Annotated in this window: 15 protein-coding genes; 10 read left to right on the top strand and 5 right to left on the bottom strand. The window is 53.5% G+C overall.

Annotation, left to right across the window (positions count from 1 at the left end; genetic code table 11):
* Positions 1–8 precede the first annotated feature (8 nt).
* The 3 genes from AC3Y5R_RS19240 (at position 9) to AC3Y5R_RS19230 (ending at position 2,716) form a co-directional block, all read left to right on the top strand.
* A complete protein-coding gene (locus tag AC3Y5R_RS19240) occupies positions 9–1,067 on the top strand; it encodes a YeiH family putative sulfate export transporter (RefSeq protein WP_489922662.1) in 1,059 nt (352 codons plus the stop codon).
* Between the two features lie 63 nt (positions 1,068–1,130).
* A complete protein-coding gene (gene nfo, locus AC3Y5R_RS19235) occupies positions 1,131–1,973 on the top strand; it encodes a deoxyribonuclease IV (protein ID WP_489922661.1) in 843 nt (280 codons plus the stop codon).
* Positions 1,974–2,197: 224 nt separating this feature from the next.
* A complete protein-coding gene (locus AC3Y5R_RS19230; RefSeq protein ID WP_489922660.1) occupies positions 2,198–2,716 on the top strand; it encodes a hypothetical protein in 519 nt (172 codons plus the stop codon).
* A 120-nt stretch (positions 2,717–2,836) separates the two neighbouring features.
* Here the strand turns inward: AC3Y5R_RS19230 and fruA are convergent, their stop codons facing one another.
* The 3 genes from fruA to fruB are packed head-to-tail and all read right to left on the bottom strand — an operon-like array spanning position 2,837 to position 6,624.
* Complete coding sequence (fruA, locus tag AC3Y5R_RS19225) at positions 2,837–4,540, bottom strand: PTS fructose transporter subunit IIBC (protein WP_489922659.1); 1,704 nt, start codon at positions 4,538–4,540, stop codon at positions 2,837–2,839.
* A gap of 15 nt (positions 4,541–4,555) precedes the next feature.
* The gene (gene fruK / locus AC3Y5R_RS19220; RefSeq protein ID WP_489922658.1) at positions 4,556–5,494 is read right to left on the bottom strand and encodes a 1-phosphofructokinase; all 939 of its coding nucleotides are present in this window, start codon (positions 5,492–5,494) and stop codon (positions 4,556–4,558) included.
* A complete protein-coding gene (gene fruB / locus AC3Y5R_RS19215; RefSeq protein WP_489922657.1) occupies positions 5,491–6,624 on the bottom strand; it encodes a fused PTS fructose transporter subunit IIA/HPr protein in 1,134 nt (377 codons plus the stop codon). The genes fruK and fruB overlap by 4 nt, the downstream gene beginning before the upstream one ends.
* A gap of 441 nt (positions 6,625–7,065) precedes the next feature.
* On the opposite strand from fruB, the gene AC3Y5R_RS19210 reads away from it, so the two are divergent.
* Positions 7,066–8,265 carry a sugar efflux transporter gene (locus AC3Y5R_RS19210; protein ID WP_489922656.1) on the top strand — a complete coding sequence of 400 codons (1,200 nt, stop codon included), beginning with the start codon at positions 7,066–7,068 and terminating at the stop codon, positions 8,263–8,265.
* 109 nt (positions 8,266–8,374) lie between these two features.
* Here AC3Y5R_RS19210 and AC3Y5R_RS19205 read toward each other — a convergent pair whose 3' ends face one another.
* On the bottom strand, positions 8,375–8,629 hold the full coding sequence (locus AC3Y5R_RS19205) for a YkgJ family cysteine cluster protein (RefSeq protein WP_158783607.1): 255 nt from the start codon (positions 8,627–8,629) through the stop codon (positions 8,375–8,377).
* A 193-nt stretch (positions 8,630–8,822) separates the two neighbouring features.
* On the opposite strand from AC3Y5R_RS19205, the gene yeiP reads away from it, so the two are divergent.
* Positions 8,823–9,395 (top strand): elongation factor P-like protein YeiP, encoded by a 573-nt coding sequence (yeiP, locus tag AC3Y5R_RS19200; RefSeq protein ID WP_489922655.1) that lies wholly within the window; start codon positions 8,823–8,825, stop codon positions 9,393–9,395.
* A 71-nt stretch (positions 9,396–9,466) separates the two neighbouring features.
* On the opposite strand, the gene AC3Y5R_RS19195 is transcribed toward yeiP, so the two are convergent.
* Positions 9,467–9,769 (bottom strand): hypothetical protein, encoded by a 303-nt coding sequence (locus AC3Y5R_RS19195; protein WP_489922654.1) that lies wholly within the window; start codon positions 9,767–9,769, stop codon positions 9,467–9,469.
* Between the two features lie 138 nt (positions 9,770–9,907).
* Here AC3Y5R_RS19195 and AC3Y5R_RS19190 point away from each other — a divergent pair, with 138 nt between their 5' ends.
* From AC3Y5R_RS19190 to AC3Y5R_RS19170, 5 genes are all read left to right on the top strand, one after another.
* On the top strand, positions 9,908–10,888 hold the full coding sequence (locus AC3Y5R_RS19190; RefSeq protein ID WP_489922653.1) for a CobW family GTP-binding protein: 981 nt from the start codon (positions 9,908–9,910) through the stop codon (positions 10,886–10,888).
* Between the two features lie 38 nt (positions 10,889–10,926).
* Positions 10,927–11,634, top strand: coding sequence for a phosphatase PAP2 family protein (locus tag AC3Y5R_RS19185; RefSeq protein ID WP_489922652.1), 708 nt, complete (start codon positions 10,927–10,929; stop codon positions 11,632–11,634).
* 519 nt (positions 11,635–12,153) lie between these two features.
* Positions 12,154–12,729, top strand: a complete 576-nt coding sequence (mepS, locus tag AC3Y5R_RS19180) for a bifunctional murein DD-endopeptidase/murein LD-carboxypeptidase (protein ID WP_158783612.1) — start codon at positions 12,154–12,156, stop codon at positions 12,727–12,729.
* A 220-nt stretch (positions 12,730–12,949) separates the two neighbouring features.
* Positions 12,950–14,530 (top strand): cyclic di-GMP phosphodiesterase, encoded by a 1,581-nt coding sequence (locus AC3Y5R_RS19175; protein WP_489922651.1) that lies wholly within the window; start codon positions 12,950–12,952, stop codon positions 14,528–14,530.
* A gap of 122 nt (positions 14,531–14,652) precedes the next feature.
* Complete coding sequence (locus tag AC3Y5R_RS19170; protein ID WP_489922650.1) at positions 14,653–16,461, top strand: extracellular solute-binding protein; 1,809 nt, start codon at positions 14,653–14,655, stop codon at positions 16,459–16,461.
* Positions 16,462–16,469 lie beyond the last annotated feature (8 nt).

The raw sequence follows: 16,469 nt of genomic DNA, 5'->3' as shown, positions 1-16,469 counted from the left end.
GCACTGCTATGGCCGATCTGACACTCTATCATCCTCATCAACATCCGTTTCGCTTCAATGCCGGGTTGCTGCTGGTTTTATCACTGGCGCTTTTCGCCAGTTGGCTGGGCAATCAGGCCTCCATCGCCGCACTGGGCCTGAGTGCATTAACCCTCGCTATCATCGCCGGTATTCTGGTCGGTAACACACTTTATCCCCGTTTCGCTAATCGGTGCGATCCTGGCGTTTTGCTGGCAAAGCAGCACCTGCTGCGCATCGGGATTATTCTTTACGGCTTCCGGCTGACCTTGCAGCAAATCGCTGATGTCGGTCTGAGCGGCATAGTGATTGATATTCTGACACTCAGCTCCACCTTCTTTATGGCCTGCTGGCTGGGCCGCCGCGTCTTTGGTCTGGATCGCGATACCGTCTGGCTGATTGGTGCAGGCAGCAGCATCTGTGGTGCCGCTGCGGTTCTGGCCACTGAACCGGTGATCAAAGCGGAGGGTTCAAAGGTCACCGTGGCAATAGCCACCGTGGTGATCTTCGGCACGCTGGCAATTTTTATCTATCCCCTGCTCTGGATGCTGGTCAGCCCGCATCTGCCTTTTATCACCCTGAGCCGCTGGGGCGTCTTTACCGGTTCTACAATGCACGAGGTAGCTCAGGTTGTCGCGGCTGGTCACGCCGTCAGCCCGGAAACGGAGAATGCGGCAGTGATCAGCAAGATGCTGCGCGTGATGATGCTGGCTCCGTTTCTGTTATTGCTGAGCGCAAGATTGAGAAACAGCCAGAGCGCCTCAGGGATCGCGCCGGGAAAAATGGCCTTCCCGTGGTTTGCCCTGATTTTTATCGGCGTGGCGCTGTTTAACTCCCTGCATCTGCTGCCGCTACCGCTGGTAAACCGCCTGAACCAGCTGGATAACCTGTTGCTGGCAATGGCGATGGCGGCACTCGGTCTGACCACGCACCTCAGTTCTCTGAAGAAGGCGGGACTGAAACCCATCCTGCTGGGCCTGCTCCTGTTTATCTGGCTGATCCTTGGCGGCGGTGCAATTAACCTTGGGATCCAGCATTTGATGGCATGATTTCCCGCCGTTTCCGGTTATCATTGCCCGCAAGGTGATATAACCCCTAACAGGAGAGACGGCATGAAATATATCGGTGCCCACGTCAGTGCTGCCGGCGGCGTGGATCAGGCGGTGCTTCGCGCACATGAACTTGAAGCAACAGCTTTTGCGCTTTTTACCAAGAATCAGCGCCAGTGGCGTGCTGCTCCGCTGACTGATGAAGTGATTTCCGCCTTTCGCGCGGCCTGCGAGAAATATAACTACAGCTCCGCACAGATCCTGCCGCACGACAGCTATCTGATTAACCTTGGTCACCCGGTAGAGGAAGCGCTGGAGAAGTCGCGCGAAGCTTTTATTGATGAGCTGAGCCGCTGTCAGCAACTGGGCCTCTCCCTGCTCAACTTCCATCCCGGCAGTCACCTGCATCAGATTGAGGAAGCGGAGTGCCTGAAACGCATCGCCGAGTCGATCAATATCGCACTGGATAAAACCGAGGGCGTGACTGCGGTGATTGAAAATACTGCCGGTCAGGGCAGCAATCTCGGGTTCCGCTTTGAGCATCTGGCCGCCATTATTGACGGCGTGGAAGACAAATCCCGCGTTGGCGTCTGCATCGATACCTGCCACGCCTTTGCCGGAGGTTATGACCTGCGTAGCGAAGAAGAGTGCGTGAAAACCTTCGCGGAATTTGAACGGATTGTCGGTTTTAACTATCTGCGCGGCATGCACCTGAACGATGCGAAAAGTGAATTCGCCAGCCGCGTTGACCGCCATAACAGCCTGGGCGAAGGCAACATCGGCAAAACGGCGTTCAGCTGGATGATGAAAGACAGCCGCTTTGACGGCATACCGATGATTCTGGAGACCACCAATCCGGATATCTGGAAAGATGAAATTGCCTGGCTGAAGTCCGAGCAGAATTGAGTTCATATCCAACCCGCGCCGTCCGGGGCGCGGGGCGCTTTCACCGCCATCATAAAGAATTTTCTTACTGATCAAGATCAATATAAATTCACTTCCTCCTTCTCTGAACAAATATTCCCCTCGCAAGAGAACTGGTTTATTACCGGTTTATCTGCCGCCCTTTATTATTGCTCTTATTTTCACCACAAAAATCATATCACATTGATTTTAAGAGAGTTTATAAAGTGTTTAAGTTTTCTGGCAAGGTGTCAGCCCTCGCGTTACTGATTGTCAGCGCCGGAGCTTATGCGAGCGAAATAAATTTATACTCCATCAATACAGGTTCATTTGTTTACCATCTGACGGGCAACCACGGTCAATATAACGAGAATTTTAATAATCAGTTCTATTCTGTAGAAGGTAAATTCTCTGAGAACTCAAAATACAGCGCGCTGGTCGGGACTTTAAAGAACAGTTTTGACGATCGCTGCCTGTCGCTGGCGCTGAGGAGAGACTGGCAGTCCTGGGATTCAGGCTGGGTTTTCAAAGGGATATACGGCTATACCGGGGAGTTCTTTTTTGATGCTTTCAGCCATTGTGGTGACAGAGGGTCCTATCACACCTTTAAGAAAGTCACCGGCGTTGGCTTTTCACCCTATCTTTACCATGGCGTACAGTACAACTTTACCCGCCAGGTGGGCGTTGAAGCCGGGATCATTTTCCCTACGATCTTCGCCGCGAGCGTGCAGTGGAGCTTCCGCTGACAGCAAATAATAAGGGCAGGTACTGAGGTAATGTCGCTGACTGGTTTCAGTCGCTCATCACCCTTTGTACCTGCCTTTTTTTGTCACAGGATTATCCCGCGCTTTCGTTTACTGCCTTAATCAGGCTTTTGCCAGCTCCGCTTCAGGACGCTTCAGAACCGCATAAGCCAGACCTGCCACTACCGTTCCCACCACAATCGCCATCAGGTAACCCAGTACCGGGGTGATTGCACCAGGGATTAACAGCACGAACAGTCCACCGTGCGGTGCCATCAGTTTAGCCCCTACCGCCATAGAGATAGCGCCAGTCAGCGCACCGCCGATAATGCAGCAAGGCAGCACACGCATCGGGTCACGGGCAGCAAACGGGATTGCACCTTCAGAGATAAAGCACAGCCCCAGAACCAGCGCCGCTTTGCCGCCTTCCTGCTGACCTTTATTGAATTTCTTGCGGGCCACCAGCGTTGCCAGCCCCATCGCCAGCGGAGGAACCATCCCTGCCGCCATGATGGCTGCCATCGGAGCGTAAGTCTGGGAACTCAGCAGCCCAACACCAAAGGCGTAGGCCACTTTGTTCACCGGACCGCCCATATCGGTACACATCATGCCACCGAGGATTGCGCCCAGCAGAACCGCATTTGCCGTGCCCATGTTAGCCAGCCAGTGAGTCAGGCCTTCCATGATTTTCGCGACCGGTGTACCTACCACATAGATCATCAGCAGACCGGTGATCAGGCTGGCGACCAGCGGAATAATGAGGATCGGTTTCAACGCCTCCATACTTTGCGGCAGTTTCACCTTCGAACTGATCAGTTTGGCTGCATAACCGGCAATAAAACCGGCGATGATACCGCCGAGGAAACCGGCATTGATGCTGGTAGCGATCATCCCGCCAATCAGACCCGGCGTCAGGCCCGGACGGTCAGCAATCGAGAAGGCGATAAAACCAGCCAGCACCGGCACCATCAGGGCGAAGGCGCTGCCGCCGCCAATCTGCATCAGCGCCGCGGCCAGCGTACCCTGCTCTTTAAAGGCGGTGATACCAAAGGCGAAGGAGAGCGCAATGCTCAGGCCGCCCGCCACCACCATTGGCAGCATGTAAGACACACCGGTCAACAGGTGACGATAGGCTCCGGCACTCTCTTTCTTCTCTTCAGACTGAGCAGAAGACTGGCTGCCGCCTTTCGGCTGGTAAGGTCTGGCTTCGGCTACCGCTTTGTCCAGCTCCTGGGCGGTTTTTTTCAGCGCCAGGCTGGTGGAAGTCCGGTACATCGGCTTACCGGCAAACTTCGCCAGGTCCACCTCAATGTCCGCCGCCACGATCACCAGATCCGCAGCCGCCACTTCTTCCGGAGTGATCGCATTACCTGCTCCCACTGAGCCACGGGTCTCAACTTTCACCCACCAGCCGCGTTTTTTCGCTTCGGTGTCGATAGCTTCTGCCGCCATAAAGGTATGAGCCACCCCCGTCGGGCAGGCAGTCACCGCGACAATACGTTTCGGGCCATTGCCTGCCGCAGCAACCGGTGCCGCTGCTGCTGCAGAAGCCGCCGGAGCATGCCAGGTTGTGGCGCCCGTCTGCGCCTGCTCAAGTACCATTTCCGGCTGACGCAGCAACTGCCCGATGTCCGCCAGATAAATGGCTTTCCCGTCCAGACTGCTGTCAGCTGGGATCTGTTTCCCGGCCACAATGATCTGGTCAGCTTCGGCCAGGTTCTCCGTCAGCGTCAGCCCTTTCGCGGCCGCCGCAGCGGTAGTGATATTTTTTGCCAGATAGCCAGTGGCCAGCCCCAGCGAAGAATCAATTATCAGCAGCGTTTTCATTATGCTCTCCTGCTGTCAGTTAAAAGGTTGTAGGTCGACTCGCGCCATCATCGCGGCCAACTGAGTACGATCGGTAACGCCTACGTTGCTCTGGCTCACGGCCATGGCGGCCACTGCTGTTGCAAGACGCAGCGTATGCTCGCTGGACTCGCGCATCAGCAGGCCATAAATCAACCCGCCAACCATAGAATCCCCGGCACCTACGGTGCTCACCACCTCACAGGCTGGTGGTTTGGCAATCCATTCGCCTGAAGCGTTCACCCACAGCGCGCCTTCCGCACCCAGGGAGATCACTACATGGGCAATCCCCTGCTCGCGTAGTGAGTGAGCAGCTTCAATTACGTCCTGCAATGTCGGCAGTTTGCGCCCGGCCCAGATTTCCAGCTCGCGGCGGTTTGGTTTTACCAGCCACGGCGCGGCTTTCAGACCGGCCACCAGCGCCTCGCGGCTGCTGTCAAAAATGATGCAAGGGCAGTGAGTGCGCAGCGCGCTCATCCACTCGGTAAACGCATCCGGGTTCACACCGGCAGGCAGGCTGCCGCTGACGCAGACCATGTCGAACTGACCGAGCCAGCTCAGGGAGTCAGTGGAAAAACGCTCCCAGTCCTGGGCGGTAACGTTAAAGCCGGAGAAGTTCAGATCGGTCACTTCACCGTCTTTCTCGGTCAGCTTGACGTTGATGCGGGTACGTCCTTCAACCACCTGAAAACGGTTAGCGATACCCAGCTCGCTGAACAGGTGCTGAAATCCGTCCTGATTCTCTTTGCCCAGGAAGCCGCCAACGGTGACGTCGATACCCAAATCTTTCAGCACTTTGGCGACGTTGATCCCTTTACCGGCCGCGTGCAGGCCAGTGGTTTTGACCAGGTTAACTTCACCACGCTCAATTTCCGGGGTGTAACCTACCAGGTCATACGCCGGGTTCAGCGTGATAGTGGCAACACGTCTGCTCATGCTGCCCCCTCGCCGAGACCGGCAGCAATCGCTTCACCCACCGCATCCAGTGCGGCACGGGCATCTTCACCGCTGGCGGTAAAGCGCAGGCGATGACCTTTTTTCACGCCCAGCGCCACCACTTTCATCAGGCTGCGGCCGTTTGCAGGTTTGCCGCTGCCGTCGAGGTTGGTGACAGTGACATCACAATTAAACTGTTTGATTACGCTGACCAGCGCGGTTCCCGGACGGGCATGCAGGCCATGCTCGTTACGGATCGTGAACTCTTCGGTCAGCACATCAGCCTGCTCAGACACTTCGCTGGTCAGCAACGCCAGGATCCCGGCAGCATCAGCGCTCAGCAGACGGTCGGCTTTCTGCTTGTACAGCAGGTCACTAACGTAATTCAGCACGTTAAGCGGCTGGTCATCAGTCACGGAAACGGTCACCAGCAGCGCGGCTTTTTCGCCTTCCACTTCAAAAGGCGCGGCGCTGCGGCTGACGGCCACGGCGCTACCGAGATTCCCTTCGGTGCTGTCGCTCAGCCAGATACCCTGCCCGAGGTTCAGTGGACGTGAGGAGATCACGCGGCTGACGAAGGTGGCATCCACCGCACCCGCCTGCTGCAAACGACCGGCATTCAGCGCCTGCAGGGTCATCAGATCGCTGGTGGCCACGTCGGTAGCGATCAGCGAAGTATCAAATTTAAATTCAGTGCCCAGCTTTTCGCCCATCAGCAGGCTGCGCAGCGTTTCTGCCGAGTCGGTGGTTTTCAACTGCTCTGCCACGCTGTCATCGCTCAGTACGTGAGTCAGCTGACGCAGCAGCGCAAGGTGTTCATCGGATTTCGCCGCGATACCAATCACCACATACGCGGTCTGGTCGTCACCCCAGGCAATGCCCTGTGGGAACTGATAAACCTGCACGCCGGTTTTTAAAACCAGATCGCGAGTGTCAGTGGTGCCGTGTGGGATAGCGATACCGTTACCCAGGTAGGTAGAAGTCTGCTGCTCGCGGGCCAGCATACCGTTAACGTACCCTTCCCCGACGTTACCTGCAGCAGTCAGCGCCGCAGCAACCTGGCGAATGGCATCTTCTTTCTCACCGGCGGTAGCACCGGGATGAATGGCGGACAGTTCAAGCTGGAACATAGCTCTCCTCGCTGCTGAAATTGAATCGTTTCAGCTAATTTGAGAAAAAAAGCGTTTTCTGTGATTTAAGGAGCTGAACAGAAGACGCTGAAACGTTTCAATGAGTTTGGTCCTGTTGCCCCGAAGGTGGCAAGTATTACCGTTAACGGCGTAGCAGATTTTTGACGCCACGCACATTTTGTCAGCTCTTTTCGGAAAAAGACGCTTTACCCGCTGCGCTTGCTGAAGAAGTGCTGACACCTGCAGGGCGGCGATAAACACTTTCAGCTTTCCGGCTTCAGCTATTCAGTGAGACGGCTTTTTTTGCTGAAGCCGTGTCGGAAGCCCGTGCAGGAAATGCGTTTTTCTGCTGATTTCAGACTCCCTGTTTGAAACAGCTTTTTAAAACGCATCCGCAGGCGTAAAATTCCGGCGTTTTTTCAAACAATGGTTGTTTACCCCATGCAAACCCCAGTTGTCCGCGCGCGCGTGCTGCCGGACAGCCAGTCGCTGGCTTTCCTGATTGTGACGTTTGTCTCCGGCCTTGCCGGTGCGTTACAGACCCCAACTCTCAGCCTGTTTCTCTCGACTGAAGTTCACGCCCGCCCTTTTATGGTGGGCCTGTTTTTTACCGTTAATGCGCTGGCGGGGATCCTGGTCAGCCAGCTGCTTGCGCGCTACTCTGACCGTCAGGGCGATCGCAAAACGTTGATTCTGGTCTGCTGCCTGGTAGGCGCCGTTGCCTCTTTGCTGTTTGCCTGGAACCGCAGTTACTTCATTCTGTTACTGCTGGGGGTGTTGCTGTCCGCATTCGGGACCACCGCCACACCACAGATGTTCGCCCTCGCCCGTGAGCACACGGATAAAAGTGGCCGCAACAGCGTTATGTTTACTTCAGTGATGAGGACGCAGATTTCTCTGGCGTGGGTGATTGGGCCACCGCTGGCTTTTATGCTGGCGCTGGGATACGGCTTCCGCAATATGTACCTGTGCGCTGCGATGGCCTTTGTGGTCAGTGCTGTTGTTGTCAGTTACATGCTGCCTTCAATGCGCAAAACGCAGATCGCAACCACCGCGCCGTTGCAGGCTCCACGCCGCAACCGCCGGGACACGCTGATGCTGTTCACTGGCTGCACATTAATGTGGGCCTGTAACGGCCTGTATCTGATTGCGATGCCTTTATATGTCGTTGGCACGCTGCATCTGCCAGAAAAACTGGCCGGAATGCTGATGGGAATGGCGGCCGGGCTGGAGATACCGGTGATGCTTGTGGCCGGTTTTTATGCCAGACGCATCGGTAAACGCCCAATGATGCGGATCTCAGCGATAGCGGGCCTGCTGTTTTATGGCTCAACGCTCTGTTTCACCAGTGAAATCCCACTGCTGGCTATCCAGCTGCTGAATGCCATCTTTATCGGCATAATGGCCGGGATCGGCATGATCTATTTTCAGGATCTGATGCCGGGCCAGGCCGGTGCCGCTACCACCCTCTTTACCAACTCCACCCGCATGGGCTGGATTATTGGCGGTTCGCTGGCAGGCGTGGTGGCAGAGATCTGGGGAAATTCGGCGGTATTTTGGTTCGCCGTGGGAATGATGGTGCTGGCAGTGGGCTGCGTCTGGCGGCTGAAGGAAGTTCAGCCTGCGGCAATTGCTGGTTGACCCCCAACAAATAGTGGCTACAGATCTCCGCTGGACAACAGAAATCGCAGTCGGAAATCGGCAGTAAAAGCTGAATTCGCAGGCTAAAAGTTGACCATGGCACCGCGCTTTATGGTGCGGTCAGCCTCTCCAGATCCAGCAGCCAGGTCATTGCCTCTTCCCGGCTGGTGCCACACATCTCCCTGCCCGCTTTCAGTCCGGCACAAACCGCAGGACGCAGCGGCGAAGTGAAGATTTTGCAGCGCTGATGCTCATCAAGCTGAATGCAGCGAGTATTGGCTGGTTTACCGTTGGGCATACCAGGGATAGGTGTCGAAATTGAAGGCGCGGTACAGCAGGCCCCACAGGCAGAACGGCACTCCATCTTTATCCCCTCATTCAGAAAGCGCGACAATAGCAGGCGTCAGAAAGGAATACTATCCTTATTAGCGGGCATGTTTTTGCGCAAAGTTTACGGTAATTCTTCGCGACCTTAGCAGGTCAGTGCTTGCCTGAATCCGTCAGCCGGAGTAAGTTGACGCGAGAATTTTCCACCCCCCGTTTATCGAGACTTAAGAATGCCAAGAGCGAACGAAATTAAAAAAGGTATGGCCGTCAGCTTTAACGGCAAGTTGCTGTTAGTTAAAGATATTGACGTTCAGAGCCCCAGCGCCCGCGGCGCTTCCACGCTTTATAAGATGCGTTTTACCGACATCCGCACCGGCCTGAAGGTGGAGGAGCGTTTCAAGGGCGACGACATCATTGACACCATTTCGCTGAGCCGCCGCCAGGTGACCTTTTCTTATATCGACGGTGACGAATACGTCTTTATGGATGATGAAGATTACACCCCGTACGTGTTCAAGAAAGAGCAGATTGAAGAAGAACTGCTGTTTATTCCGGAAGGGGGCATTCCTGGCATTCAGGTACTGACAATGGACGGGCAGATCCTGGCGCTGGAACTGCCGCAGACGATGGATATGGAAATTGTCGACACCACGCCGGGTATTAAAGGCGCATCGGCCAGTGCCCGTACCAAACCCGCCACCATGAGCACCGGGCTGGTGATTCAGGTTCCGGAATATCTTAGCAGCGGCGACAAAATTCGTATTCACATCCCCGAGCGCCGCTACATGGGCCGCGCTGAGTAATCTGCACTAAAAAACCGGTGATGTATCCTGCATCGCCGGTTTTGTTATGTTATAACCCTTTCCTGCGTCCATTAATTATAGCTGACCGTCATAATCCCCTGTTTTTGGTGCTGATCCAGCCAGCGAACATCCGATTTTCCAATATTGGTTGGAATAAATTCTCGCTTGCCTTTCAGGGAAGAGACCGTAGTCCGGGTTTTTCCGTCCCGATAACAGGACGATGTGATCTGATTCTGCTGCAACTCCATATCGCAGCCAGGTTCAACAATTGCACCACGGAACTGAATGATTCCGGAACTGGAATCCGCTGCCTGTGTGCTACTCGTCCATGAGGTGAAAAGCATAACAATCACTGCTAATTTAATGCCGTTCATAGAGACCTCATTAATTAGTTGCTGCTTTAATAACATAGTCATAACTTTCGCATTGTGTGCTTTGTTACAGAGATTTCATCGGCACTACCGGTAAAAAGTTTAATGATTGAACAAGTTAAAAATTGAAGGGGGAGAGAAATGACCCGGGTAAATCTGATTACCGGCTTTCTGGGCAGCGGCAAGACCACCACGCTGCTGCATCTGCTGGCCAGCAAACCTGCCGGTGAGAAGTGGGCGGTGCTGGTGAACGAGTTTGGTGAAATTGGCATCGACGGCGCTCTGCTGGCAGAAAGCGGTGCGGTGCTGAAAGAGATCCCCGGCGGCTGCATGTGCTGCGTGAACGGCCTGCCGATGCAGGTAGGGCTGAACATGTTGCTGAAGCAGGCAAAACCGGATCGGCTGCTGATTGAACCCACCGGTCTGGGTCATCCGAAACAGATCCTGGATATGCTGGGCGCAGAGTTTTACCGCCCGTGGCTGGAACTGAATGCGTCGCTCTGCCTGCTCGACCCGCGCCAGCTTGCCGAGGCGAAGGTGGTGGAAAATGAAAACTTTCGTGACCAGCTTGCTGCCGCTGACATCATTGTGGCCAATAAAGAAGATCGCTGGGAGCCACAAACCCGCCAGGCACTGGCATCATGGCAGGCTCAGGATCAGGCTGAACGCCAGGTCGTCACCACCAGTTTTGGCAAAATTGATCCCACCCTGCTGGATTTGCCCAGGAAAAATTTTCGCGATCTGCCTCACGGGCACCACCATCACCCGCAGCCGCCGTCCCAACTGGCCGCTCTTTCACTAAACCAAAATACCCGCTGGCGCCGGTCGCTGAATCAGGGCCAGGGCTACTTCTCCTGCGGCTGGGTTTTCAATGAAGAAACCATCTTTGATACTGTCGGCCTGCTTGAGTGGGTCAGGCTGGCTCCGGTCACCCGAATTAAAGGCGTCATGCGTATCCGGGAAGGGCTGGTAAGCGTGAATCGTCAGGGCGAAGATTTTCGCATCGAGACCCGACAGAGCACGCCGCCGGACAGTAGGCTCGAAATTATCCACGAGTCTCAGGCCGACTGGAACGCGCTGCAGGCAACTTTGTTGAAGCTTCGTTTAAGTTATCCGGTATAATCTGCAACGTTACTTTCTTAATTTATCCTTAAGCTGCAATGACTACTAAACGTTTACTGAGCATCCTGGTGCTGAACATGCTGGGATTTGCGCTATTTTTCTCATGGTATCTTCCTGAAAATCATGGGTTTTGGTTCAGCATCGATAAAGCTATATTTTACTGGTTCAACGATCGCCTGGAAACCAATAAAGTGCTGCTGTGGGGATTGGCGATCACCAATTTCCGCCTGTTTGATGGCGTTGCATTATTAGCAATGGGTGCGCTTTACCTCAGTTTCTGGCGCCGCGAAACCCCACAGGGTCGCCGCCGGATGTTTGCTATTGGTATTGCGATGCTGTTAAGTGCAGTGGTGCTCAATCAGCTTGGACATTTAATTCCGGTGTCTCATCCCAGTCCGACCAAGTTCTTCCCGGACGTACATCACGTTGCCACTCTGACCGGTATTCCAGCCAAAGATGCCTCTGCCGACAGTTTTCCGGGTGACCACGGCATGATGCTGATGATTTTTACCTGCTTTATACTGCGCTATTTCACCCGCCGGGCCTTTATTACCAGCGTGATAATTGTGCTGCTCTTTGCCAGCCCGCGCATAATGATTGGTGCTCACTGGTTCACTGATGTGGTGGTGGGTTCTCTTTCTATTGTGCTGGTGGGAATGAGCTGGTTGCTAATTACGCCAGCCAGTGATTATTTAGTGAACGCTTTATATCGCCATCTGCCTGGAAAATATAAGCCCGCTAAGTAATTCTGGAAACGGTGACTTTTTTAATCCGGCAATAAAAAGGTATTTTTAGCCTCTTATTGCCGGATACCGTTATCCCTGACTCATTCATAAAATCGCCCACAAAAGATTTCTTTATGGTTTCTGGGGAGTGAAACCGACTGCCAGCCCGCATTGAACAGCGATCTTTATCTGTTCTGTGAATAAGTTACCGATTTTCTCCCTTTTCCTGCTCTCTTACCCTTAAGTTTTCTCCACAAATGTCGATAACGTGGCCGCTATGTGACGTTCCTGTTTCATATCATAAAAACCTATAAAAAAGTCGTTAAAACCCCTCGCCATGCGGCTTGTAATCGGGTAACCTCGGTTTCAGTCAGCCAGAATCAGTAAAATATTTCTGAGATTTACACTTAAAACTGTGCCCGATGACACGTTTTAAGTATTCAGGAATTGTCTTACCTCCCTGCGCTAATTAATCTCGTTCCGTTTCGTAACTTAATCTGGCGACATTGTCGTTAAGGACTTCAAGGGATCACAAACATAATGGTCAAGTCTCAACCGATTCTGAGATATATATGGCGGGTCATCCCCGCGGTCGCATTAGCGACCCTGTTGTCAGCCTGTAGCTCAACGAATACCAGCAACAATGCACAAACTGATACTCATGCAGTTAAAGACAAGAACGGTTTTTTACTGCAAGCGTCTCAGGATGAATTCGAACAGATGGTCCAGAATGTGGATATCAAATCCCGTCTGATGGATCAGTATTCGGACTGGAAAGGCGTTCGTTACCGCCTTGGCGGTACCAGCAAACGCGGCATTGATTGTTCAGCATTTGTCCAGACCACCTTCCGTGAGCAGTTTGGTCTGGATCTTCCCCGCTCCACCTATGAGCAGGAAGATACGGGAAAAAGCATTCAGCGTGGCAAGTTACGCCCGGGTGATTTAGTGCTGTTCCGCGCCGGTTCTACCGGTCGCCACGTCGGTATCTATCTCGGTAACGATAACTTCGTTCATGCTTCTACCAGCAGTGGCGTGATGATTTCTAATCTGAACGACTCTTACTGGAAAAATCGCTACCGCGATGCGCGTCGGGTTCTGAGCCGAACGCAAAGCTGATTTCAGATCCCTGAAGTCTGCGAAACGAGAGAAAGAACGCTGCCACGGCAGCGTTTTTTTTTGCTTCAGGAAAAGGGCGGCGAGAAAAAGTCTAAAACGCATTTTGAACCAGAATTATATGAAGACTATTGCGGCCGACCGTTATATCCTGCCTGGCTTATACCAGAACATGGTTTGACAGAGTAATAATAAAAACAGGCACAAACGGGAGACAAACCCAATGCCACTTTCTACAACAGTCACGCGGCATGTTCCCAATCCGCGCAAAATTGCCTGCTACAGTGCGACCGTTGGTTTACTCATTTTTCTGCTTTTTATTATCATTACCCTGACTGTTATCTGGCACCGTCGCTGTGAAAGCCATGACAGGCTGGCAAGGAATACCCAAAGCTTTGTTGAGAAAAGCATTGCTGAATTACACCGCAGGCTTGCCCCGCTGGAAAACGCCACTCAGCTCAGTTGCGAAAGTATCAGTAGCGATCTGACCCAGCGAGCTGCTTTTACCCTGAATATCCGCGCCATCCTGCTGGTCGCCAGCAAAACAGCCTTTTGTTCTTCCGCCACGGGCAGTATGCAGGTAAACATTGCGCAAATCTCCCCGGAAACCGATACCTGCAAAGACGTTGATCTTCGCCTGATCGCGCAGACGCCAATGGTACCCGGCAAGCCAGCACTGGTAATGTGGCTGAGAGATCCACGCTTCCCTGACAGTGGCGTAATGACGACTATTGATATCAACCTTACCTCCTATCTGTTGCTGGCCTCCCGCCAGCCGGAAATCAGCGGAATTGCCATCGTCGCCGGAGATAAAGCCCTGACCAGCTGGGAGCAAAAGGTCAACGACCTCAGCACTCTGCCCCCCCATCCACTGCGAACCGTGACCATTCCAGGCTATCCGATCACCCTGCTGCTGTATGGCGAGACTCTACCTCTGCGTGACATCTGTATGGTGCTGCTGGCCGGGTTGCTGCCAAGCCTGCTCGGTGCTGGTATTTTTTCCCTGCTGCTCACGCTGCGCATGCGCCCTGGTAAAGAGATCCTGCTGGGGATTAAGCGCGGCGAGTTTCACGTTGAATACCAGCCGGTGATTGAGGCCGCAACGGGTAAAACCTGCGGTCTGGAAGCGCTGCTGCGCTGGACCCATCCGACTGAAGGCCGCATTCCGCCGGATAGTTTTATCAGCTATGCGGAAAGCAAAAACCTTATTGCCCCGCTCACCCGTCACCTGTTTGAGCTGGTGGCGCGGGACAGTTATAAATTCAGACATGCCGTGCCTGCCGGAACAGATCTCAATCTTAATCTATCCCCCAATCATCTGGCCGATAACAATTTCTGCCGTGATGTGTCCAACTGGCTGCAGGCGATGCCCCAGGACCACTTCAGTTATGTGTTTGAAATCACCGAGCGGAGCATGGTGGCTGAACATGATGCCATCGAAATGTTTGACTGGATCCGCAATCAGGGGATTAGCATCGCCATTGATGATTTTGGAACTGGCCACATTGCCCTGATTTATCTTGAGAAATTCAATTTCGATTACCTGAAAATCGATCGTGGATTTGTCCAGAGCATCGGCCATGAAACGTTGGCCTCCCCCGTGCTGGATGCCGTGCTGACGCTGGCGAAAAAACTGGAGCTGCATACCGTCGCGGAAGGTGTGGAAACCAGCGAACAGGCCCGGTGGCTGCTGCGGCGCGGCGTTTCTCGCCTGCAGGGCTATCTGTACAGCCCCCCGTGCACCGTTTCCCAGCTGATTGAATATTTTCAGCATGAAAGCAGTCGTGAGCCGCTGGTCAGCTAATTAAATCACTTTTGCAATGTCTGAAAGCGTAAAGTGCTGATTTGACGCATTGCCACGGCCATAATCCTGCTGCTACCCTTGAAGGTAAGATTGCATTTTGGTTTCCGGAGTTGAATAACATAATGATATTGCGCTGGTTTGCCCTGATAGTCTTCAGTTTAACTGCCCCGGCAGTGCTGGCTGAAAATATCAATGAGAGTTACGCCTTTGCCCAGCTTGGCGAACCGAAATACGCGACGGATTTTACCCATTATGATTATGCCAATCCAGCAGCGCCGAAAGGTGGCAGCATTACGCTTTCCGCAATTGGGACCTATGATAACTTCAACCGTTTCTCGTCACGCGGTAATCCTGGCGTGGGCACCGATGCGCTGTATGACACTTTGTTCGTCAGCCCGGATGATGAAGTCGGGACCTGGTATCCGCTGATTGCAGATTTTGCCCGTTATCCTGACAGCTATCGCTGGGCGGAAGTGACCCTGAATCCACAGGCACGCTTCCAGGATGGCAGCCCCATTACCGCTGAAGATGTGGCTTTCACCTTTAATAAATTTATGACCGAAGGCGTGCCACAGTTTCGCGTTTTTTATAAAGGAACCACCGCTAAGGCTATCTCCAGACTGACCGTGCGCTTTGAACAGCCCACCGCCGACCGCGATAAGATGCTCTCCTTATTCAGTCTGCCGGTCTTTCCGGAAAAGTTCTGGAAAAACCATAATCTCAGCGAACCTCTGCCTGCCCCCCCCCTTTCGAGCGGCCCTTACCGCATAACCAGTTATAAAGTCGGCCAGTCGATTACCTATTCGCGGGTGAAGGATTACTGGGCGGCCAATTTGCCGGTGAACAAAGGACGCTTTAATTTCGATACCCTGCGCTACGATTATTATCTGGATGACAATGTCGCTTTTGAGGCGTTTAAGGCGGGCGCGTTTGATTTTCGCTCTGAGGGTTCAGCGAAGAAATGGGCCACGCAGTATCAGGGCAAGAATTTTGCCAGCCACTTTATTGTAAAGGATGAGCAGCCAAATACTGTGGCAACCGCCAGCAGCTGGCTGGCGTTCAACGTGCAGAAACCGCAGTTCAGCGACAGGCGGGTGCGCGAAGCCATTTCGCTGGTGCTGGATTTTGAGTGGATGAATAAAGCGTTATTTTATGGTGCCTATAAACGCACCACCAGCTACTTCCAGAACACCGAATACGCCGCACGGGGATATCCGGAGGCAAAAGAGCTGGAGATCCTGGCACCGTTCAAAGGGAAGATACCGGATGAAGTGTTTTCACAAATCTGGCAGCCATCCCATACCGACGGCAGCGGATACGACCGCACTAATCTGCTGAAGGCGCTGGACTTACTCAAACAGGCTGGCTGGGAGCTGAAAAATCAGCAGCTGATCAATGTGAAAACCGGGGCTCCTTTCAGTTTCGAAATGATGCTACGCAGCGGCGGTAACGACCAGTGGGTGCTACCTTTCCAGCACAATCTGGCCCGTCTGGGGATCAAACTGAATATCCGGCAGGTCGACAGCTCGCAATATCTGGCGCGCCTGCGTAAAAGTGATTTTGATATGGTGATGTCGCCGTACCCGGCGATGCCTTTCCCGGACAGTAACCTGCAGATTTACTGGGCCACGGCTTATATCAACTCCAGTTATAACCGACCGCATGTCTCCAGCCCGGTGATTGACGAGCTGGTTAATCAGATCAATCAGCATCAGGGCGATAAAGAGGCGTTGCTGCCGCTGGGCCGCGCCCTTGACCGGGTGCTGCTGTGGAACTATTACATGATCCCGATGTGGTTTAACGGCGAAAACCGTTACGCTTACTGGAACAAGTTTTCCATGCCTGCCACACGTCCGACCTATGCTTTAGGCTTCGACAGCTGGTGGTACGATGTTAACAAAGCCGCGCAGCTGCCGGCCCAACGCCGTTAAGGAGTCGA

This window comes from Erwinia sp. 009765445 (assembly GCF_058137865.1).
This window is presented reverse-complemented; position numbering and strand designations above follow the sequence as displayed.